We start from the raw sequence: 20,671 nt of genomic DNA, 5'->3' as shown, positions 1-20,671 counted from the left end.
CGTGCGTACTGCCTTCGGTATGACGTCGAATCCGTCCTCGTGGGGCCGTGTCCGGCCCGTTCCCGCTCCTAGCGTGGAGGGCATGTCGTCGTCACTGTTCTCCTTCACCGTCAAGGACTTCCGGGCCCAGTTGCGCCGGCTCGTGCTGACCGGTTCGGCCGTCGCCGTCGGGGTGGCCTTCCTCGTGCTCTCCGTCGGCGGGGCGGGCGCGCTCGTGCAGTCGTACGAGCAGTCCGCGGCCGCCGATGTGGGTGAGGCCGCCGTCCAGGTCGTGCCGGGCGGTGCCGAGGGGACGCTGCCGGCCGGGGCGGCGGCGCGGGCGGCGCGGGTGCCGGAAGTGACGGCGGTGGCGGAGCGGCTGGCCGGGCACGCGAACGTGATCGCCCCGTCCGGCCGCCCCCTCGACGACCGGGCCCTCGTCACCTCGATCGCCGCCGACCCGGACCTGCGCTGGCAGCGGCTCGACGCCGGACGCTGGCCCGAGGGGCCCGGCGAGGTCGCCCTCGACCGGGAGAGCGCGGAGCGCGTCGGCGCGGCGCCCGGCGGAACCGTACGGGTGACGAAGGCGGACGGCGGCACGGCGGACGTCCGGCTCACCGGGCTGCTCGACACCTCCGCCTCGCAGGCGCTCGGCTCGCAGCCCGCGATCGGCGTGCCGTACGCGCAGGTCAGGACGTACGCCACGGGGGTACGGGCCACCCACCTCGACCTCTCCGTCGCGCCCGGCGCGGACGCGCTCGCGGTGGCGAAGGCGGCCAAGAAGTCGCTGGGCGCGGGGGTGTCCGCGTACACGCACGCCGGTGCCGTGGACAACGCCCTCCAGGGCGGCAAGGCCATGTACGCGGTCGTCATGACCGCCGCGCTGTCCTTCGTCCTCATCGCGATGGCCGTGGCCCGCATGGTCGTCACGAACACCTTCTCCGTCGTCCTCGCCCAACGCGCCCGCCAGCTCGCCCTGCTGCGCTGCGTCGGCACCGACCGCGACCAGCTCCTCCGGATCATCCGCCGCCAGGGCCTCATGCTCGGCGTGCTCGCCTCCGCCACCGGACTCGCGGCGGGCGCGGCGGCCTGCGGGCTCGGCACGGCGGCCGTCAACGGGCTCGCCGACCTCGGGCCGGTCGAGGTCTCCCTCATGCCGGGCCCCTGGACCTTCGGTCTCGCCGGGGTCTTCGGCGTCCTGCTCACCCTGTGGGCCGTCCGCAGGCCGGCGCGGGCCGCGGCGGCGGTGCCGCCGGTCGCCGCGCTCGCCGCGAGCGGCTCGGCGAAGCTGCCGGAGCCGGGCAGCCGGGCCGTCCGCGAGGCGGTGTCGGTGCTGATGCTCGTCGCCGGCGCGGGGCTGCTCGTCCTCGGGGCGTTCGGCGGCTCGGCGGTCTCGCTGCTGGCCGTGACGGTCGGCGCGATCCTCACGTTCTTCGCCGTACTCCGGTACGCCCAGTACCTGTTGCCGCCGCTCGTCGGACTGCTCGGGCTCGCGCTGCGCCGCCCGCTCGGGACGGTCGACAGGCTCTCCGTGCAGCAGCTGCGGGCCAACTCCCGCCGTACCGCCGCCGCTTCCTCCGCGATGCTCGTCGGCGTGACCGTCGCCGTCTCCGCCGTGACCACGATCGGCGCGACCGAGGGCGGCCTGGACAGCATGCTCGCCAACCGCATGCCGGCCGTCTTCGCCCTCGACACGGACGCCGCCCGGGTCCCCGCCGACGCGATCGCCCGGCTGCGCGCCGAACGCGAACTGACCGTCACCCCCGTCCGTACCGCGACCCTCACCGTCGACGGCCGGAAGACGGTCGTCGCCGCCGCCGACCCGGCCGGGCTCAACCCGGACGCGGAGGGCGTCGGCGCGGCCCGGACGCTCAAGGACGGGGAGGCGATCACCTTCGCCCAGCGGCCGTCCCTGACCCTCGCGGGCACCCGGCTCACCGGCGTGACCGGCGCGTCGGCCCTCCCCTTCTCCCTCTACCCGGACGCCTCGGTGTACGTCACCGGGACCACCCTCGACCGGATCGCGCCCGGCGCCGCCGTCTCCACCGTCCTGATCAACCCGGCGGGCGACACCGGCCACGACGCGGCCCGCGCGGCGGTGGACCGGGCGCTGGCCGCGCACCCCGAGATCCGCATCGCGGACACCGGGTCCGACGCCGACCTCATCCGCTCCATGCTCGACCGGATGATGCTGGTCGTCACCGTCCTCCTCGGCTTCTCCATCGCGATCGCCGCGCTCGGCGTCGCCGCCACCCTGATGCTGACGGTGGAGGAACGCACCCGCGAGTTCGGGATGCTCCGCGCGATCGGCCTCGCGGGCGAGCAGCTGCGCCGGATGCTGACCCTGGAGTCGGTGCTGCTCGCCCTCACCGGGGCGGTCGCCGGAACGCTCCTCGGCCTGCTGTACGGAACCCTGGCCGCCCGTGCCGTCCTGGCGGGCCACGTCTCGCCGCTTGAGGCCCTCGCCTCCTCGGGCGGCACGGCCCTGACGATCCTCGGCATCCTCGCGGCCACCGTCCTCACGGGCGTCGCGGCCTCGGTCCTGCCGGCCCGCCGGGTCCGCCGCATGGTGGTCGTGGACGCGCTCCAGGCGGCCTAGTCCCTCGGCTTCCTCCGCAGGAGAGACGCCAGGGCCGTGACGCCGACGACGAGAACGAGGGAGCGCATCGGGAGGAGCGTGTCGGGGGCGTCGTCGATCAGGTCGATGCCGTTCCCGACGGCCGTGATCCAGGCGACCACCCCCACCAGCACCATCGGCCCCACCCGGCGCTCCCCCGCGATCCGCATCCCGATCCACAGGACCAGCGGCATGACGAGGAAGGTGTTGATGAGCGCCGTGGTGAACGCCTGGTCGGCGGAGTACCCGGGCCCGGCCCCGAGCGTCGCGGCCGCCTGACCGGCGAACGACAGGTAGAGCGTGTCGGACAGGATCAGGTGCGAGGCGGCGACTCCGAGGGAGGAGACGATCAGCGCCTTGAGGAGACGGGGGGCGAGGGGGGTGGGTGCGGACGGTGCCATGGCGCCGACTATACGCACGGTCTATACATGGCGCGTATAGACCCTCCCCCTCCGAAGCTCACGCGGTCGCCGGGAAGACCGTCGCCGCGTAGGCCGCGGCCGCCGGGGCGGGCTGGAGGGCGGCGTGGGCGGCGATGGCGTGGATGTCGCGCCAGGCGCGCTCCAGGCCGCCGCCCGTGATGAGGGCGCGGGCGCCGCCGGTGCGCATCAGGCGCTCGACCACGCCGACGAGGAGGTCGACGGCGACGGACGCGTCGCGCTGGTTGAGGGCGGCGGCCGCGGGAGCGGGAGTCGGCCCGTCGGCCCGGCCCGCGGCCGCCTCCAGGAGCAGGCGGGCCGCGTCGATCTCGGCGGAGCAGCGGGCCAGGGTCTGCTGGACCGTCGGGTCGTCGGCGAGCGGCCGGCCGTCGGGGAGGCGGCGCAGGCCGACGAGGAGGGTCCAGGCGTCCAGGGCGGCGCGGGCCACGCCGAGCGCGGGGGCGGCGAAGAGGAGGGCGGCGACCAGCTGGTACGGCACCCGGTGGCAGGGGGCCGCGTCGGCGCCGGTGACGCCGGTCACCAGGGCCTCGCGGAGGAAGGTGCGGTGCTCGGGCACGAAGACCGCCTCGGCGACGACGCTGTGGCTGCCGGTGGCGCGGAGCCCGACCGCGTCCCAGGTCTCGCGGACCCGGACCTGCTCGCGCGGGACCGCCAGGACCCGGTACCCCGGGGCCCCGTCCCCCGAGTGGTCGAGGGAGGCGAGGAGGACCCAGTCGGCGTCCTCGACCCCGCTGGCGAAGGCCCACTCCCCCGACAGGGTCCAGCCGCCGGGCGCCGGGGCGAGCCAGCCCGCCGGGGGCACGATCGCCGCCGCGATCCGCACGTCGGGCGAGTCGCCCCACAGGTCGCGCTGCCCCTCGGCCGGCAGGTGCGCGGCGAGGCGGCCGTGGGCGGCGAAGAGCACCGAGCACCAGCCGGCGGAGGCGCAGGCCGAGCCGACTCCGGCGACCGTGTCGAGCAGTTCGGCGAAGCTCCCGGCCGTACCGCCCCAGCGGCGGGGCACGAAGTGGCGGGCGAGGCCGGCGTCGCTCATCGCCCCGACGACCTCGGGGTGGAGCCGGCCGGTCCGCTCGGCCTCCTCGGCGTGGCGTGCGGCGGCGGCCTGGAGGTGACCGGCCCCGAGGGAGGCGGGGGCGAGGGAGGCGGCGGGGGCGTCGACGACGGTCATGACTCGTACTCCCATACGTGGAGGTTCAGTGGTGGTAGTGATGCGAGTAGAAAAAAATTCAGTCCGGAAGGTATTTTCTGAGAGGCCGTCATGAAGGACATCGACGGCTGCCACAGAGGAAAGGAGGCGAAGGCTCGGTGAGGCAACAGGACAGGGCCCGCATGACCTATGACCTGGTCATCGGCGCGGCGGCCGCCGAGTTCGCCCTGCACGGATTCGCGGGGACGAACCTGGCCGACATCACGGCCCGCACCGGACTGACCAAGGGAGCCCTCTACGGACACTTCTCCTCGAAAGCCGATCTCGCCGGTGAACTGACCCGCTCCTTCGAGGCGGTCTGGGCCGACGCCCTCGCCACCGCCGCCGGCGCGGCGGAGGAGGGCGGTGCGGCTCTGCCCGCCCTGCGGAGACTGCTCCTCGACCTCGCCCGCCGGGTGAACGGGGACCTGCCCTTCGCCGCCGGACTGCGCCTGGTCATGGACGCCGCCCGCGCCGAGGGAACCGTCCCCGTCCACCTCGGCAGGCTCTGCGAGGTCGTGGCGCTCCTCGTCCGCAAGAGCCAGGACGAGGGTTCCGTACGCACCGCCCACCCGGCCGACGTGCTGGCCCGGCTGGCCGTGGCCCTCCTGGTCGGTGCCCCTGCCGTGGTGACGGCGTCGGACGTGGCCGGTCCCGCAGAGCTGGTGAGCGAGGTGTGGGACGTCCTTGTGCCCGCGTTGTCGGGCTCAAGTGGCGCTTGAGCAGGAGGAGTCAGGATGGGGTCCGCATGCGGGAGGGCGCATGCGGACCTCACACCTGTGGAGCTCGCGCAACGTGGGGGCTCGCGCGGGTGGGGCGCGCGCAAGGTGGGGCTTGCGCGGGTGGGGGTCTGTGCGTGTGGGGGCTCGCGCGAGGTGAGGACTCGCACGGGTAAGGGCTCGTGCAACGTGGGGACTTGCACGTCCAGGGTTCGCGCGAGGCGGGGACTCGCACGGGCGGGGCTTGCGCACGTGGGGGTTTGCGCAAGGCGTCACGTGAAGGGGACGGCGTCACGGGACGCACCGGGATGACGAGGGGGCGCAGGGTTACGGAGACGTCCGGGCCCTCCGAGCCGCCATGGCGGCGGGGCTCTCGAACGGGCGGGGCTTCCCTGACGGGCCGCGGCGGCGGAAAGGTCCGCGCCCGGATCCGGAGCCTCAAGCCGCCTGTGACGCCAGGCTCTGCGCGGCCGCCGGGGCGGCGGGGGCCGGGGTCGCCGGCGCGGGGCCCGGCAGCCAGGACCAGGTGGCCCGCTCCGACGCCGGGGCGGAGATCGGCGCGTCGCCCACGAAGACCGGATGACCGACGGAGCGCAGCAGCGGCAGATCGCTCTCGTCGTCGGCGTACGCGTGACACTCCTCGGGGGCGATGCCGAAGGCCGTCATGATCCGGCGGACGGCCTCGGCCTTGGCCTCGCCGATCATCGGCGGGCCGGACAGCTCGCCGGTGAGCACGCCCTGAGAGGTCACCTCGGGCAGGGTGCACACCACGAGATCGGCGCCGACCTCCCGCGCCAGCGGGTCCAGGCAGGCGGAGAAGGCTCCGGAGACGAGGACGATCAGGTCGCCGGCGTCCCGGTGGCGGCGGAGCGCCTCGTACACGGGGGTGTGGAGCAGTCCGCCGGAGCGGGCCTTCTCGTACCACTCCCGCCCGCAGGCCTCCAGGTCGTCGAGGTGGCTGCCGGCCAGGAAGCGGAAGAAGGACCGGTTCACCTGCTCGCGGGGCACGCCCTCGCGGATCTGGCGCTGGAGCGAGGCGCGCGCCGCGGCGAGCCTGCGGGCGGCCACTTCTCCGTGCCCCCAGTACCGGGCGAGGAGGCAGGCCATGCTCTTGCAGGTGATCAGGGTCTCGTCGACGTCGAAGAACGCGGCCCGGGCGGGAGCGATGCTCATGCTCTGCCCCCTCTTTCGGCGAGACGGCTGTCGGCGAGACGGCTGTCGGTCAGACGGCTGTCGGTCAGACGGCTGTCGGCGAGACGGCTGTCGGCGAGACGGCTGTCGGTCAGACGGCTGTCGGCGAGACGGCTGTCGGCGAGGCGGCCGTCGGTCAGACGGTTGCCGGTGAGGCGGGCTTCGGCGAAGCGGCCGTTGGTGCCGGCCGGCAGGGCCATCCGGCGGTCCGTCGCACTACGGCCCTTCGCCGGGGCGGGGGCGGGGCCGGCGATCTCGTACTGCGCCGTCTCGACCAGGTCGAGGATCTGCTCCGCCAGCGGGCGCAGGCGCGCGCCGGCCGGGGTGAGTTCCACGGAGCGGTTGCCGCGCCGCTGGAAGAGCGGGGCTCCCATGTCCTCTTCCAGGCCCTTGATCTGCGCGGTCACCGCGGGCTGGGAGTAGTGCAGGTTGTGGGCCGCGCGGGTGAAGCTGAGTTCCCGGGCCACTTCGCGGAAGGCCCGTAAGTGCTGGAGTTCCATCCTTCTGCCTTTCTACGCTTGTCCGTTCTTCCCCTGAACGTGCGGCTGGACGTCGTGTCCGCAGCGTCACCCGCAGCGGGCCACGGCCGTGGCGAGGACGCGGGTGCCCTGGGTGGCGGAGAGGCGCACCCGGCCGTCCCCCGTCGGCGTGGCCTCGACGGCCACGGCCTCGGCCAGCTCGCCGAAGACGGCGAAGTCGGCGTCCAGCGAGGTCAGCGCCGCGCCTCCCGCCGTCTGTCGGGCGGCCTGCCGGAAGGCCTCCAGGAGCAGCATCCCGGGCACGTGGTCCGAGGGGTGCTCGAAGTAGCCGGGGTGCGTGGGGTCGACGTGCAGTCGCCATTCCCCGCAGTCGGCGGGCAGGGCCCGCGCCTCCGCCGCGGGGACGGGGCGCAGGACGCCCCGGTCGTCGTCGGCGCCCGAGGACGCCCCGTGGAGAGAGGTCTCCGGGCCGGCCGGACGGGTGGTCCCGGCGATCCGGCCGCGCTGCCGGAGCCGCCCGTACCGGACGTCGTCGATGACGATGACCCCGGCGGAGGCGCGGGCGCACTCCCGGCCCCCGACCTCGATCACCATGTCGAAGCGGGCGTCGAAGCGACGCGGGTTCCGCCCCCCGGCGGGCGTCACGACCTTGACGTCCAGGACCGCCGCGAGCGGGCCGCAGCCGACCCGGAGGGCGGCCGGGTCGCTGATGTGCAGCGACAGCGCCTTGAAGATGAAGTGGTGGCCGAGCGGCACGTCGAAGAAGCGGTGGCTCAGGAAGATTCCGGCCTGCCGTACGGTTTCGACGAGGAGCATGAAGTCGCACTGCCCGGTCCTCTCCGGGCGGTACAGCGCGTGGTTCCGGGGCAGTTGGGCGCCGACCAGGAAGCGGTCGGACCCGGCCACGGCGGCGTCGGTGAGGAAGACCTCCGTCACCGAGGCGCGGTGCACGAACCGGCGGGAGATCGTGCGGTCGAAGCTCAGGCCTGCCTTGGCGTCCCGGATCAGGGACTCCAGGGGCTCGACGGGCGCGAGCTGGTCGACGGATAACACGGTCTGCAGCACACCGATGGACATCCTTATCCCCCTCAAGGTGAAGCATCGTGGCGAAGAGGGACCTCCGTGGCCCCTCGACAGCAAGAAATATACCTTCGAGAATGTATATTGCAAGGCGTAGGAACGAGAGAGGCGGACAGGCAATGGCGACATCCCGAAGTGAGCCGAAGCAGGAGCGCGCCCGGCGCACGAAGAGCCACATCCTCCAGTCGGCGGCGGAGCTCTTCGCCGAGCGCGGCTACGCGACCGTGACCTTGCAGGACGTGGCCGAACGGGCGGAGATGACCAAGGGAGCGGTGTACTTCCACTACACGAACAAGGAGGCCCTGGCCGTCGCCGTCGTGCAGGAGCACTACGCGCGCTGGCCCGAGATCCTCAAGGGCGCCGAGGGCACCCACGCGAAGCCGTTCGACGCGCTCACCGCCGTCCTCGACACGGTCACCCAGGCCTTCGCGCGGGACATCGTCGTCCAGGCCGGCGCGCGGCTCCAGATCGAGCGGGCCCTCATCGACGCCGAGCTCCCCGAGCCGTACGTGGGCTGGGAGGACTACCTCACCCGGCTCATCACGGAAGCCCGCGACGCGGGCGAACTGCGGGAGGGAGTGGAACCCCGTGCGGCGGCCCGCGTCCTGGTCTCCGCCTTCTTCGGCATGCAGCACATCTCGGACGTCCTCAGCCGGCGCAAGGACCTCACCGAGCGGCACGAGGAGCTGCGGAGCGTCCTCCTCGACGGGATCCGCGGCTGATCAGCCGCGCGTGCCCGCCGTGAGAGACCGGAGAACGGCGTGGCCCCCCACGGTGGTGGGAGGCCACGCCGTACGCGTTCAGCGGGTCGGAACCGTCAGGACCTGCTGCCCGAGGCGACGGGCGCCTGAGCGGAAGCGGAGCTCGTAGCGGAAGCCGTGCCGGCGCCCGAACCGGAGGCCACGACCGGGGTCGGCGTGGCCGCGGCGGCCTTGGCGGCGACCTTGCGCAGGTACAGGTTGTTGAAGACCAGCGCCGCCGCCGTGAGCGAGGCGCCGACGATCTGCATGCCGGCCGGGACGACACCGGTCAGGGCGGAGATCACGAAGGCCGTGATCGGCACGACGTCCATGAAGAGGACGCCGTTGAGCGGGCCGAGGTAGCGGTTGCCGAAGTTCCAGCCGAGGACGCCGACGAAGCCGGCGATGACGCTCATGTAGGCCAGCTGCGGCAGGATCGAACCCACGGCGCCCGCCGTCGGGACCGGGACGCCGCCGGCGGCCAGGATGATCGCCGTGATCACGGTGGCGGAGGCGAGGCCGAGGACCGTGGTGATGGCCGTGTACTTGATCGGGGACCAGGTCGGGAAGTAGCTCGCGCCCGAGGTGTAGACGACCCAGCACAGCGCGGCGAAGAGCAGCAGCGCGTCGGCGCCGGCCGTCTTCGGGGAGGCGATCAGCGAGCCGATGTCACCGTCGGAGACGACGAGGATGGTGCCGACGAAGGACATCGCGATGAAGACGAGCGAGAACTTCGGCGGAACGACCTTCTTCAGGACCCAGTTCACCAGGAAGCCCATCATGGGCATGGTCGCCATCATGATCGAGGCGTTCAGCGCGCCGCGCTCGCCGATCAGGTCCTGGCCGAAGAAGACCAGGAACTGGAAGCCCGCGAAGCCGGCGGTGCCGAACAGCCAGGCCAGACCGATGCGTTCGCCCTTGAGCCGCAGCCCCGCCCTGCCCTCCCGGATCCGGAGGAAGACCAGGAACATCGCACCGGCGATGGTGTAGCGCATCACCGTGAAGGTGAAGGGGTCGATGTGCTTCAGGGTGGAGTCCATGAGGGGGAACATCGCGCCCCAGGACACCGTGGCCAGGAGGCAGAGGAGAACGCCCCGCGTGTACGTGTTCTGACTGTTCATGAGTCTTCCTGTCGGGCCTGAGGCGGCCAAGAGTGGGAGGTGGGGGAGGGAGGGGCGGGGCCGGGTCCCGCGGAGGGGTGAGGAACCCGGCCCCGGGTGTGACGTGGGGGGTCAGACTCCGGCCGGCTGCGGATCGCGGGACTCCGCGGGCTTGATGTCGAGCAGCGGCAGGACCGACTCCAGGAGCTGGGCGGCCCGGACCTTGCCGGTCGGGCTGTACGGGATGGCGTCGACGGGGACGACGTACGCCGGGAGGCAGGGCACCCGGCGGGCGCAGGCGGCGCTGACCGCCCGGTAGCCGCTCTCCTGCCGCTCCGGCGCGACCGGGGTGAAGGGCACGACGAGCACCTCTCCGGCCTCGGGCAGGCGCGTCCGCAGCACGGCGGTCTCCCGGACGCAGGGCAGGTCCATCAGGTCGGCTTCCAGGCCGAAGATGTTGACGTCGAGCGGCTTGCCCGCCTCGGCCTTCGCGACGCCGTCGTTGCGGCCGGTGAGTTCGAGCCGGCCCGCCTCGTCGACGAGCCCGCTGTCACCGGTGAGCAGGAAGCGCTGCGTACGGCCGCCGTAGTCGAGCGTCATGAAGTCGGGCTCGCTCGTCGCGTAACTGTCCATCAGCTGGTAGCTGGCGATGGCGACCCGGCCCCGACTGCCCTTCGGCAGCGGCTTGTTGTCGGCGTCGAGGACGACGACGGTGTTGCCCGGCATGGGGCGGCCGGAGCGGCAGGGCGCCACGTGCAGCTCCTCGGGGCCGATCATGACGTTCACGCCGGTCTCGGTCGTCCCGTAGTAGAGGTGCAGCACCGGACCGAGCCGGTCCCAGGCGTTGTTGATGACCCATCGGTTGAGGTGCCGGCCGCCGGAGAGGACGAAGTGCAGGCGGGAGGTCTTGTGCAGGTGCTCCGACTTCGGGTGGGCGACGACCCGGGCCAGGACGGGCGGCACCATGAGCGTGGTGGAGACGCCCTCGTCCTGGATGATGCGGATGAGCTCCTCGGCGTCGTCGTACGGGCCGAGGACGACGGTGCCGCCCAGGGTGAGGAAGATGCGCGCCCAGCCCGGCCCGGAGGCGTGGTAGAGCGGCACGGTGACGAGGTGGACGTCCTCTTCGTCGAAGGCGTACTGGTCGACGAGGTCGGCGAAGCGGCGGGCCTCGAAGGAGGTGCGGCGGATCACCATCTTGGGGACGCCGCTGGTGCCGGAGGTGAAGGAGAAGGCCTCGAAGGGCTGCTCCACCGGCTGCGGGTCGCCCGGCGCCGACACGAGGAGGTCGGTGAAGCTGACCGAGACGGTCTTGCCGTCGGGCAGGCCCTCGGGCTCGCTGTCGATGAATATGTCGAGTATGTCCCTGCCGCCCGGCCAGCCGCACTCCTCGACGAGGGCCCGCTGGGCCTTCGAGGTGATGACGACGGTCGGCTGCAGCTGGTCGAGCGCGGCGGCGGTGGCGACGGGTCCGGCGCTGTAGTCGAGTCCGACGCAGGGGACGCCGAGGGAGCTGACGGCGGCCATGGAGACCACCAGCTCCCAGCTGTTCTCGGCGAGGAAGACCGCGCGGGCGGGCCGGGTCTCGGGAAGCAGGTCCTGGATGGCGCAGGCCACCCGGCTGACCTTGTCGGCGAAGCTCGCCCAGGTCATGCGGGTCTCACCGTCGACGACGGCGACGCGCTGGGGCCAGCGGGCGGCGTGCTTGCGAATGTCCGCGAGCTTGATCATGAGTTCCCCCTCGGGATCGTTGGGCGGATCAGCTGGTGGCGACTGCGGTGGCGGCGGCCGTGACGGTGGCCGCGGTGGTGCCGGTGGCGGAGACGGCGGCGGCCGCGCCGGCGAGCTGCTGGGTGGTGCGCTTCTCGACGGTCAGGTGGTCGGCGGTGGCCGGTACGGAGCCGGTGACGGCGGCCTGGACGGCGAGCTCGCGGGCGGAGACGGTCGGGTTCCGCAGCGTGTAGATCTCGCATCCGCTGGAGCGCAGCTCGTCGATCTGGCTGAGCGTCCGCTCGCAGAGCTTCTCGCCGGGCACCGTGATGGGGATGCCGGGCGGGTAGGCGATGATGAAGTGCTCGGAGGTGCCCGTGGCCAGGGCCGCGGAGGCCGTCCGGTAGGTGCGCTGGATGGTGCGCAGGGCGTCGAGCAGGCGCAGCAGGGTGGCCTCGTCCACGCCGATGTGGATGTGGAAGAGGACGGCGTCGCCGCTCTCCCTCGCCACGTACAGCGCGTACTCGTCGAAGAGCATCCGGCGGAAGTCGGCCGCCGTGATGCCGAGGGCGCTGATGTCGACGAGGACCCGGGTGGGGTCGTCGCTGACGAGCTGCGAGGCGTCGGTGAGGTGGCCGTCGGGCCCGAGCGGGCGGTACGCGGAGAGCCTCGGGTCGGTGGCGAGCTCGACGCGCAGGGTGCTGGCGAGCTTCAGGGAGCGGCCGAGGAGCGCCTCGCCCTCGGTCTCGGCCTGGAGCCGCGCCAGGTCCAGGCTGGCGAGCACGGGCCAGCTGGGCGAGGTGGTGTGGTGCTGGAAGAGGGCCTGCGCGGTGCCCTCCTGGGCCTCGCCGTCGCCGATGAGGTGCAGGTAGGAGCCCTGGCGGAGCGCGGACATCGACTTGTGCGCGGAGTGGGTGACGGCCACGTTCAGGGCGAGTCGGGGGTCGGCGGCGCGCAGCGTCTCGACGGCGTGCAGGGCGGTGAGCGGGCGCAGCCGGGGGTGGAAGCGGTGGGCGGCGCCCCAGGCCTCGTCGACCAGGACGGAGACCCCGGGGTGGACGGCGGCGAGTTCGGCGAGGACGGTCGGCAGGTCGTACCGGACGCCGTCGTACGAGACGGCGGAGAGGACGACGGTGTCGAAGGGCCGGCCCTCGGAGGCCGCCGCGCGGAACATCTCCAGGAGCCGGGGCAGGTCGGCGTACGTCCGGGGGCAGCCGTCGCAGCAGCGCTGCATCGGTGCGTACGCGACCTGGACGCCGAGCGAGTTGAGCGCGAAGTGCACCGACTGGTGGCAGGAGCGGTCCGCGAGCACCCGGGAGCCGGGCTGGGTCAGCGCGGTCAGTGCGACCCGGTTCGCGGTGCTCGTCCCCGCGGAGAGGAAGAAGGTGGCATCGGCCCCGAAGCTCCGTGCCGCGAGGCGCTGCGCCTCCCGGAGCGGGCCCCTCGGCCGGAAGAAGGAGTCGAGCATCGTGCCGCTGTACGACACGTCGGCCGCGAGCTGCGCGACGCCGAACAGCGCCTCGTAGGTCTCCCGCATGTGGGAGTCGCGGATAGACCGGCCGTGCGAGAGCGGCAGCGCGTGGAACGTGGCGATGTCACGTCGGGCGACTGCCAGCACGGCGTCGGCGAGGGGGGTCCTGCCGTCCGGGTAGGCCCCGGAACGAGTCGGCAGTGCAGCCGACTCCGGAGTGGAGCTGGTGGATGCGGTCATGGACCCATGAAATAAAAACCTTCGCGAAGGTATCAACTATCATCAGTGAAGCTGATGGACGGCCGGCCCGACCTCCGGGCCGACCTGCGAAGATGCGGCTTCAACTACCCGCGGCTACCCGACGGCCCGACGCGGACGCGGGACGAGTTCGCCGCCGCAGTTGGGACAGACGCCCTCCATCGCGTCGGCACAGGGCACGCAGAAGCTGCACTCGTACGAACAGATCCGCGCGGGCCCGTCCTCCGCCAGGGCAGCCGTCTCACAGCGCTCGCACCGGTCACGCATCTCCAGGGCCATGGTCGGCTCCCCCTCCTCGTACGACTGAGAACGACTGAGAACAACTGAGAACGACTCCATGATCGACACCGGCACCCGACCCCCTCAACAGGCCGACGGCCAAAGATCGACGGAATCGGGTCAGTGCCTGACCAGGCAGAACGGATGCCCCGCCGGGTCCGCGTACACCCGCCGGCTCCGCGCACCGCCCCGTCGTCGAGCAGCTTCGCGCCCCGCGCGAGGACCTGCTCCTGGGCCGCGTCCAGGTCCGCGACACCGAAGTCGAGGGGGGAACTGCTGGGGGCGCCCGGGCCCGGCCACGTCGGCGGGCGGTGGTCGGCGACGCCCTGGAAGCAGAGGACGAGCCCACCGGGCGTGCGCAGCGTGGACCAGGCCTCGCCGAGGGACCAGCGGGGATCGGGCCGGTCGACGTCGCCACCGAGCACGGCCCGGTAGAACGCCGAGAGTTCACGAGGCACGGAACGGTCGAGGACGACGCACCGGAGTTCGGCGATCATGCGCGGATCACAGGCGCCCCGCCCTCCCGCCCGGACCCTGCTCCTTCCGCACCCCGCTCCTCCCGAAACCCCCTCCCCCGGGCCTCCCGACGGGAAGAATGGCCGTGACCGGAGCGACCAGGGGGGAGCGGGCGTGCCACAGGTGGGGGACGTGCTCGACGGGCGGTACAGGCTGGACGCGGAGCTGGGGGCCGGCGGCTTCGGCACCGTGTGGCGCGCCCGCGATCTGCGCATGAACCGCGAGGTCGCCGTGAAGACCGGGCTTCCCGGAACGGCGGACGAGGCCCGCCGTTTCGTACGGGAGGCCGAGCTCGCGGGCTCCCTCACCCACCCCAACATCGTGACCGTCCACGACTTCGCCCACATCACCCTCGGCGGGCGTGAGGTGATCTACCTGGTCATGGAGTTGGTGCGAGGAGAGAGCCTGGCCACGGTCCTGGGCCGGGGCCTCCCCGACTTCCAGGCCTCCCTCGCCTGGGCCGAGCAGATCTGCGCGGCCCTCGAAGCCGCCCACGCGGCGGGCATCGTGCACCGCGACATCAAACCGCCGAACGTGATCATCGGGGAGACGGGCCCCGTCAAGGTCCTCGACTTCGGCATCGCGAAGCACCAGCTCTCGCAGACCAACCTCACCGGCACCGGCACCCTCATCGGCAGCTTCGCCTACATGGCCCCCGAGCGCTGCCGGAGCGGCGCGGTGGACGGGCGCTCGGACCTGTACGCGCTCGGCTGCCTCCTGATGGAACTGTGGACCGGACGGCTGCCGTTCCTCGGCCGCGAGTGGGCGGAACTCTCCGTCCAGCACATGACCGCCCCGCCGCCCACCCCGAGCGCGTTCGCCCCCGCCCTCACCGCGACCGCCGACCGGCTCGTCCTCGACCTGCTCGCCAAGGACCCGGACCGCCGGCCCCCGCACGCGGCCGCCGTGGCACAGCGCCTCGCCGTCATCGCCCGCGAAGCGCGCGAAGCCCGCCCGGCCCACGGCTTCCCGGCGCCCCACGGCCTCCCGGCGGTCCACGCGCCACGACCCGAGCCGCAGCCCGAGCCCCGTGACCGCGCCGTCGAGCCGCCGCCCCTCCCTCCGTACACGCCCACCGTCCTCGACGGGAGCGCCGAGCCGGTGCGCGGCGCACTGCGCCGCCGGCTCGACCAGATCCTCGCCCTGCCGGACGACGCCGACGCGGGCGAGTTCCAGGAGCTCCTCGACGCACTGGTCCTCGAGGCACAGCGCGAGCTGGGCCCGGACGATCCGCTGACCACCGAGGCCGTCCTCGTCCGCGCCCGGCGGCTGTGGCGGCGCGACCCCGGGGACCCCGGCCTGTCCCGGGTCGTGCCCAAGCTCGTCCGGGTCTTCGGCGAGCGGGACCGGCGGACGATCGAGGCGCGAGCGCTGCTCCTCTCGTACGGGGCGGGCGCCGATCACGCCGGGCGCGAGGGCCGGGAGGCGGCGCGGGACGAGCTGCGCGAGCTCATCGGGGTCGCCACGCTCGCTCTCGGTCCGTACGACCCGGTCACCCTGCGCGCCCGGATCGCCCTCGTCACGAGCCTGTGCCGGGGCCTGTCCCGGGACCGGGAGGCGGACGTGAAGCGCCGCCGGGCCCTCCTGGAGCGGATCCTGCCCGACCTCGCGGTCGGCCTGCCCGCCGGCGACCCCGAACGCCTCCGCGTCCAGGCGACCGTGGCGGACGACGCGTACCTGCTCGCGGACTACCCGGCAGCGGCGCGGTACTACGACGAACTCGCGGCCCTCACGGGCGGCGACGTCCGCGACTGGCCCGCCCTCGACGTCCTCGCGCACGGCCGCAGCCTCGGCGAGTCCGGGGAGTTCACGCGCGCGGCCGACACCCTGACCCGGCTGAAGAACCGGCTCGCGGCCGAGCCCGGCCCGATGAGTCACCTCGTGGACGAGGTGCACCGCCTGGAGAGCCGCTACCTCCGCAAGGCCCGCCGCCAGGACCGCCCGGCCCGGAGCTGGTTCCGCTAGCGGGCGTCCTGCCCGTCGCGGCGGCGGGCCTGGGTCCGCACCGCGCCCATGCTCGCCCCGATGACCAGGGCGATGGCGAGGGCGTCGGTCGGGGACAGGGCCTGGTGGAGGACGAGGAAGCCGGCCGCCGCGGCGATGGCCGGTTCGAGGCTCATCAGGATCGCGAAGGTGGGCGCGGGGAGGCGGCGCAGGGCGAGGAGTTCCAGGGTGTACGGGAGGACGGAGGACATCAGCGCGACGGCGAGGCCCAGGCCGATCGTCGACGGGACGAGGAGCTTGTCGCCCGCTTCCACGATGCCGAACGGCAGGCTGAGGACGGCGCCGAAGGCCATCGCGAGCGCGAGCCCGTCGGCCTGCGGGAAGCGGCGGCCCGTGCGCGCGCTGAAGACGATGTACGCGGCCCACATGGCGCCCGCGGCGAGCGCGAAGCCCGCGCCGAGCGGGTCGAGGCGGTCGAAGCCGCCGCCCCCGAGGAGGACGACGCCGCCGAGGGCGAGCCCGGCCCACAGGAGGTTGACGAGGCGGCGGGAGGCGACGACCGAGAGGATCAGCGGGCCGAGGACCTCCAGGGTCACGGCGGCGCCCAGCGGGATCCGGTCCGCGGCCTGGTAGAAGAGCATGTTCATGCCCGCCATGGCGGTGCCGAACGCGACGATCGTCGCCCAGTCGGCACGGCCGTAACCACGGACCTTCGGCCGGCAGACGATCAGCAGCACGGCGGCGGCGAGCACGAGCCGCAGGGTGACGACCCCGAGCGCGCCCGCGCGGGGCATCAGGAGAACGGCGACGGCGGAGCCGAACTGCACGGACAGCCCACCGGCGACGACGAGCGCGACGGGCGCGAACCGGTGCCCGGACACGGACCGGACCACGGATCCGGCCGCCTTCGCCCCGGCCCCGGCCGCTTCCGGCCGTATCGCGTCAGCCGCCCGAGGCCCGGCGGCGGGCGCCACGGCCGGGGCCGCCTCCTTGACCTGACTGTCCACCGACGGCTCCTCACTCACCCATGCAAGTCCACTGAAGTGGACCCTCAGTCCAGAATAGTGCACCCCCCGTCCGGCTCATGGCCGGAATTCCCCTCCCCCGTCACGAACCACGCTACGAGCCCCCGCGCGGCACCGGAAATGCCGATTGCGCTGCGGTTATGCTCCGGACGCATGAGCATCGAGCTGCGCCACCTCCGCTGCTTCCTCGCCATCGCCGAGGAATCCAGCCTCACCAGGGCGGCCGCCCGGCTCCACCTCACCCAGCCCGCCGTCTCCCGCACCCTCGCCGCCCTGGAGCGGCACCTCGGCGCCCGCCTCGTCGACCGCTCCACCCACCACCTCGCCCTCACCGCCGAAGGCCGCGCCTTCCAGGACCGGGCGGCCGCCGCGCTCGCCGCCTTCGACGCCGCCGTCGACCCGGCCCGGCTGCGCCACCGCCCCCTGCGCCTCGGTCACGCCTGGTCGGCCTTCGGCCCGTACACCACCCCCCTGCTCCGGCGCTGGCAGCGCACCCACCCCGAGACCCCGCTCGAACTCCTCCGCATCGACGACCGCACCGCCGGCCTCGCCCGCGGCGAGGTCGACGCGGCCCTGCTGCGCGGGGCCGTCGAAGCCCCCGGCCTGGTCACGGCGGAACTCACGACCGAGAAACGGGTCGCCGCCCTCCCCGCCGACAGCCCGCTCGCGAACCGGCCCGGCCTCACCCTCGACGACCTCGCCACCGAGACGGTCGTCCTCAACACCGTCTCCGGCACGACCACCCTCGCGCTCTGGCCCGCCGCCGCCCGCCCCGCCGCCACCCTCACCGTCGCCAACACCGACGACTGGCTCACCGCCATCGCCGCCGGCCGCGGCATCGGCGTCTCCTCCGCCTCCACCGCCGCCCTCCACCCCCACCCGGGCGTCCTCTACCGCCCCCTCCCCGACGCGCCCCCGCTCCCGGTGGTCCTGGCCTGGCGCGACGCCTTCCCCCACCCGGCGACGGGAGCGCTGGTGACGATGGCCCGCGAGATCGTCAGCGAGGACTGACCGCGGCCTCCCGCCGCAGGGAACGCCAGACGTGCAGGGCCCAGGCGTGCTGCTCCGGCTGCTCGTACGAGCAGAACAGCCCGGCCGCCGAACCGTCCGGCTCCACCGCGTACGCCGTCAGCTCGTGCCGCGTCCGCCCCGTGTCCCGGGGCGTGAACCAGAAGGCGTACCGCACCCCGCCGTCCGGCAGACGCTCGGTGTGGTGCTGCCCCTCCGGCACCTCCGGGGCCCTTTCGAGGAGCGCGGCGAGGAAGCCCTCCGCGTCACGGCCCCGCTCGGTGTCCTGGAAGAGCCCCACGGCGACGCTGCGGTCCGGCCCCGCGAACTGGTCGGCCCCGTTCTCGAACCGCGCCGAGAACCCCGCCGTACGCTCCACCGACCACCCCTCGTCGAGATCGGTCCGCACGGCGACCGGCAGCGGGTGCGGGAAGCGGGCCAGCACGTGGTCGCGGTCCCAGGTCTCGCCGAGCAGCCGCACGGCCGCCGGCCCGTGCCCCTCCACGAGGTACGGCAGCTCCTCGGGGTCGGAGATCCGCCCCGTGAACTCCGCCCCGAGCACCTCCTCGCCCCACGGCCGTACGGCGTTCGCGAGCCGGCCGCGCACGACGAGCCCGGGATAGGCCGCCTCGTCGTCCCAGACGGCGGCGGCATGCCGGAACGACTCCTCGTCGACCTCCACCCACGCCCCGAGCACCAGCTCGGTGTCCCCGCTCAGCCGCACCGGCAGCAGACACCGCACGAAGAACCCGGCCCCTTCGAGGGCCAGCAGCGCACTCGGCCCCGGCGACCGCCGCGCCTCCTCGGGCAGCTCGAAGGCGACGTCGGGCAGCCCGAAGCGGACATCGACGCGCCGCTCGTCGGCGAGGGGCTCGCCACAGCAGGAACAGGAGACGGGGACAGCGGGAGATGCGCTCATCCCCGCACCCTAAGCAGGCCGGATCCACCCCCGCGCGGCGGCATCGCCGAAGATCGCGAGGCCGGGGCAGGGCCTGCCCACCCCCCTGAGCGGAACGAACCCGCCCCGGGTCACGCCAGCGACCGGGCCAGGTGGAGCAGACCGGCGCGCATCCGCTGTTCGCCGAGCTCCGGCAGGAGCGCGGCGACGTGATCGGCGGCCAGGGCCGCGAGCAGCGCGTGGGCGGCGTGGTCGGGGTCGGGTGCGGCGGCGAGCAGGATCGCCACGTGGCGATGCCAGAACCGGTACGCCCCGATCCTGTACCGGGCCCCGGGGGTGGCGGTCTCGGACATGCGGACCAGCGCCACATGCTCCAGCAGGTAGTCGAAGTAGGCGTCGAGGAACGCGGACAGGCGCTCCCCGTCCGGGGCCCCGGGGCCGAGCGGGGGCGGCCCGTGCAGGATCGCCTCCTGCAGGACGCGTTCACGTGCGTCGAGCAGCGCGGCGGCCAGCCCCGACTTGTCGCCGAACCGGCGGAACAGCGTCCCCTTGCCGACGCCGGCGGCCGCGGCGACCTGATCCATCGACACCGCCTCGACCCCCTGCTCGGCGAACAGCCTGGCCGCCGCCTCCAGCACCGCGACCCGATTCCGGGCCGCGTCCGCGCGCTCCTTGGGCGGCGGCGTCCGCAACAGCTCCAGAGGCATTGCATAACCGGACTGCGGTCCGGTACCGTCGTGAGTCATACCCGGACTGTAGTCCGATTCCCTTGGAGGTAGTGGCATGACCGCGCTCATCACCCGCGACGACCTGGAAGCGGCCATCAAGGCCGAGACCGTCACCGTCGTCGACGCCCTCGGCGGCGAGTACTACGCCCGGCAGCACCTTCCCGGCGCCCTGGCCCTCGCCCCGGCCGACGTCGACACCCAGGCCCCCACCCTGCTCCCCGACCTCGACGCCCCGATCGTCACCTACTGCTCCAACCCCGCCTGCGCCAACAGCGGCCAGGTCGCCGACCGCCTCACCCGGCTCGGCTACACCAACGTCCGCAAGTACCGCGAAGGCATCGAGGACTGGACCGAGGCCGGCCTCCCGACCGAATCCGCCTGACCCTCACCCCGGGGCGGAGACTCCGCACGGAGTCTCCGCCCGCCCTCGCCCCCGCACGGGGCCACAAGACCGAGTCGCCCGCAGGAACCTCCACCCGACACCCCGCCGGAACAGCCGTAAGGTCTGGTGACATGTCGTGGAGCGAAGCCGGGTACGAGGAGTGCCTTCACGGCGACCGACACCCGATCGAACGGCCCGAGTCGGCCGATCCGCCGGCGGAGTACCTCGCTCTCGACTGAGAGCACCACCCGCTCACGGCGAACAGCGGGGCCCGAATCCCGGCCACAGGACGGCCGCCAAGCGCCGCCGGACCACCCCTTCGCCTCCGCCGCGCCCCCACGCACTACCGCGACCGCTACCGCAACCCCGACGCGAAGGCCCCCCGTGGCACCCTGCGCGGCATCGTCGGGATGACCTTCCTCGACCAGCGCGACCAGCGGGTCCGCGACGAGACCTCCCACGACAGGCTGACCGCCCGGGCGGGCGTCCCCCTCACGGGGCTGCTCGCGAAGACGCCGGCGGCCTCCGCGAAGTACCCGATGAGCCTCGCGTCCAAGATGTCCGCGCTCGCGAACGACCCGGCCGCCATGAAGGTCCTGACGAAGGACCGCACTTCGGCGGCCAACCGGGTCAGCGTCCGTTCCTCGACGGTTACGCGAACTACGCCCCGGCCGTCGAGCCGCCGGACTTCGACGCCTGCCCCGTGCCGCTGTCCCGGCCCGCCGAGGACCGCTGGACCCCGCACCACCTCAGCGTGCCCGTCCTCTCCCGGATCACGAAGGTCCCCGTCGACACCGTCATGCTCGACGACGCCGGCCACTGTCCCCTCGAAGAACCCGGCCTCCAGCAGATGCGGGACGCCCTCGCGGACTTCGTCACCAAGAGCACCGAGAACACCGCCTGAGACGAACGCCCCACCGC

General features: G+C 73.5%; 19 protein-coding genes and 1 pseudogene. 7 read left to right on the top strand and 13 right to left on the bottom strand.

Annotated features, from left to right (window positions below):
* The first annotated feature begins 82 nt into the window (after nucleotides 1–82).
* Nucleotides 83–2,578, top strand: coding sequence for an FtsX-like permease family protein (locus tag ACFYUS_RS31760; protein ID WP_388859869.1), 2,496 nt, complete (start codon nucleotides 83–85; stop codon nucleotides 2,576–2,578).
* On the opposite strand, the gene ACFYUS_RS31755 is transcribed toward ACFYUS_RS31760, so the two are convergent.
* Complete coding sequence (locus ACFYUS_RS31755) at nucleotides 2,575–2,997, bottom strand: hypothetical protein (protein WP_388859866.1); 423 nt, start codon at nucleotides 2,995–2,997, stop codon at nucleotides 2,575–2,577. The genes ACFYUS_RS31760 and ACFYUS_RS31755 overlap by 4 nt on opposite strands.
* 58 nt (nucleotides 2,998–3,055) lie before the next feature.
* Nucleotides 3,056–4,204 (bottom strand): acyl-CoA dehydrogenase family protein, encoded by a 1,149-nt coding sequence (locus tag ACFYUS_RS31750; protein WP_388859863.1) that lies wholly within the window; start codon nucleotides 4,202–4,204, stop codon nucleotides 3,056–3,058.
* Between the two features lie 161 nt (nucleotides 4,205–4,365).
* Here ACFYUS_RS31750 and ACFYUS_RS31745 point away from each other — a divergent pair, with 161 nt between their 5' ends.
* Nucleotides 4,366–4,944 carry a TetR family transcriptional regulator gene (locus tag ACFYUS_RS31745; protein WP_388859860.1) on the top strand — a complete coding sequence of 193 codons (579 nt, stop codon included), beginning with the start codon at nucleotides 4,366–4,368 and terminating at the stop codon, nucleotides 4,942–4,944.
* A gap of 435 nt (nucleotides 4,945–5,379) precedes the next feature.
* Here ACFYUS_RS31745 and ACFYUS_RS31740 read toward each other — a convergent pair whose 3' ends face one another.
* The 3 genes from ACFYUS_RS31740 to ACFYUS_RS31730 all read right to left on the bottom strand — a co-directional run bounded on the left by ACFYUS_RS31740 (nucleotide 5,380) and on the right by ACFYUS_RS31730 (nucleotide 7,688).
* Nucleotides 5,380–6,114 (bottom strand): HAD family hydrolase, encoded by a 735-nt coding sequence (locus tag ACFYUS_RS31740; RefSeq protein ID WP_388859857.1) that lies wholly within the window; start codon nucleotides 6,112–6,114, stop codon nucleotides 5,380–5,382.
* Nucleotides 6,111–6,632 carry a LysR family transcriptional regulator gene (locus ACFYUS_RS31735; RefSeq protein WP_388859851.1) on the bottom strand — a complete coding sequence of 174 codons (522 nt, stop codon included), beginning with the start codon at nucleotides 6,630–6,632 and terminating at the stop codon, nucleotides 6,111–6,113. The genes ACFYUS_RS31740 and ACFYUS_RS31735 overlap by 4 nt, the downstream gene beginning before the upstream one ends.
* Before the next feature lie 66 nt (nucleotides 6,633–6,698).
* A complete protein-coding gene (locus ACFYUS_RS31730; protein ID WP_388859848.1) occupies nucleotides 6,699–7,688 on the bottom strand; it encodes a ScbA/BarX family gamma-butyrolactone biosynthesis protein in 990 nt (329 codons plus the stop codon).
* A gap of 122 nt (nucleotides 7,689–7,810) precedes the next feature.
* On the opposite strand from ACFYUS_RS31730, the gene ACFYUS_RS31725 reads away from it, so the two are divergent.
* A complete protein-coding gene (locus tag ACFYUS_RS31725) occupies nucleotides 7,811–8,413 on the top strand; it encodes a ScbR family autoregulator-binding transcription factor (RefSeq protein ID WP_388859845.1) in 603 nt (200 codons plus the stop codon).
* 95 nt (nucleotides 8,414–8,508) lie between these two features.
* Here ACFYUS_RS31725 and ACFYUS_RS31720 read toward each other — a convergent pair whose 3' ends face one another.
* The 5 genes and pseudogenes from ACFYUS_RS31720 to ACFYUS_RS31700 all read right to left on the bottom strand — a co-directional run bounded on the left by ACFYUS_RS31720 (nucleotide 8,509) and on the right by ACFYUS_RS31700 (nucleotide 13,746).
* Nucleotides 8,509–9,552 (bottom strand): DMT family transporter, encoded by a 1,044-nt coding sequence (locus tag ACFYUS_RS31720; protein ID WP_388859841.1) that lies wholly within the window; start codon nucleotides 9,550–9,552, stop codon nucleotides 8,509–8,511.
* A 111-nt stretch (nucleotides 9,553–9,663) separates the two neighbouring features.
* A complete protein-coding gene (locus ACFYUS_RS31715) occupies nucleotides 9,664–11,262 on the bottom strand; it encodes a class I adenylate-forming enzyme family protein (protein ID WP_388859838.1) in 1,599 nt (532 codons plus the stop codon).
* Between the two features lie 28 nt (nucleotides 11,263–11,290).
* Nucleotides 11,291–12,952: an arginine decarboxylase gene (locus ACFYUS_RS31710; RefSeq protein ID WP_388859835.1), complete on the bottom strand. Its 1,662-nt coding sequence runs from the start codon at nucleotides 12,950–12,952 to the stop codon at nucleotides 11,291–11,293.
* 114 nt (nucleotides 12,953–13,066) lie between these two features.
* On the bottom strand, nucleotides 13,067–13,249 hold the full coding sequence (locus ACFYUS_RS31705) for a DUF1272 domain-containing protein (protein ID WP_388859832.1): 183 nt from the start codon (nucleotides 13,247–13,249) through the stop codon (nucleotides 13,067–13,069).
* A 120-nt stretch (nucleotides 13,250–13,369) separates the two neighbouring features.
* Nucleotides 13,370–13,746 (bottom strand): annotated as a pseudogene (locus ACFYUS_RS31700) (VOC family protein).
* 133 nt (nucleotides 13,747–13,879) lie between these two features.
* Here ACFYUS_RS31700 and ACFYUS_RS31695 point away from each other — a divergent pair.
* Nucleotides 13,880–15,730 (top strand): protein kinase, encoded by a 1,851-nt coding sequence (locus ACFYUS_RS31695; protein ID WP_388859829.1) that lies wholly within the window; start codon nucleotides 13,880–13,882, stop codon nucleotides 15,728–15,730.
* Here ACFYUS_RS31695 and ACFYUS_RS31690 read toward each other — a convergent pair.
* Nucleotides 15,727–16,716, bottom strand: a complete 990-nt coding sequence (locus ACFYUS_RS31690; RefSeq protein ID WP_388859826.1) for a DMT family transporter — start codon at nucleotides 16,714–16,716, stop codon at nucleotides 15,727–15,729. The genes ACFYUS_RS31695 and ACFYUS_RS31690 overlap by 4 nt on opposite strands.
* 171 nt (nucleotides 16,717–16,887) lie before the next feature.
* On the opposite strand from ACFYUS_RS31690, the gene ACFYUS_RS31685 reads away from it, so the two are divergent.
* Nucleotides 16,888–17,745: a LysR family transcriptional regulator gene (locus ACFYUS_RS31685; protein WP_388859823.1), complete on the top strand. Its 858-nt coding sequence runs from the start codon at nucleotides 16,888–16,890 to the stop codon at nucleotides 17,743–17,745.
* Here the strand turns inward: ACFYUS_RS31685 and ACFYUS_RS31680 are convergent.
* Entirely contained in the window at nucleotides 17,732–18,661 is a 930-nt protein-coding gene (locus tag ACFYUS_RS31680; RefSeq protein WP_388859820.1) for a DUF2199 domain-containing protein, read from the bottom strand. The two genes, ACFYUS_RS31685 and ACFYUS_RS31680, sit on opposite strands and share 14 nt — an antisense overlap.
* Before the next feature lie 110 nt (nucleotides 18,662–18,771).
* Nucleotides 18,772–19,347 (bottom strand): TetR/AcrR family transcriptional regulator, encoded by a 576-nt coding sequence (locus ACFYUS_RS31675; protein ID WP_388859817.1) that lies wholly within the window; start codon nucleotides 19,345–19,347, stop codon nucleotides 18,772–18,774.
* 76 nt (nucleotides 19,348–19,423) lie between these two features.
* On the opposite strand from ACFYUS_RS31675, the gene ACFYUS_RS31670 reads away from it, so the two are divergent.
* Together ACFYUS_RS31670 and ACFYUS_RS31665 are read left to right on the top strand one after the other, a co-directional pair.
* Complete coding sequence (locus ACFYUS_RS31670; RefSeq protein WP_388859814.1) at nucleotides 19,424–19,750, top strand: rhodanese-like domain-containing protein; 327 nt, start codon at nucleotides 19,424–19,426, stop codon at nucleotides 19,748–19,750.
* 703 nt (nucleotides 19,751–20,453) lie between these two features.
* The gene (locus ACFYUS_RS31665; protein ID WP_388859811.1) at nucleotides 20,454–20,654 is read left to right on the top strand and encodes a hypothetical protein; all 201 of its coding nucleotides are present in this window, start codon (nucleotides 20,454–20,456) and stop codon (nucleotides 20,652–20,654) included.
* Nucleotides 20,655–20,671 lie beyond the last annotated feature (17 nt).

The sequence above is a fragment of the Streptomyces sp. NPDC004284 genome (assembly GCF_042874035.1).
Lineage (GTDB): Bacteria > Actinomycetota > Actinomycetes > Streptomycetales > Streptomycetaceae > Streptomyces.
This window is presented reverse-complemented; position numbering and strand designations above follow the sequence as displayed.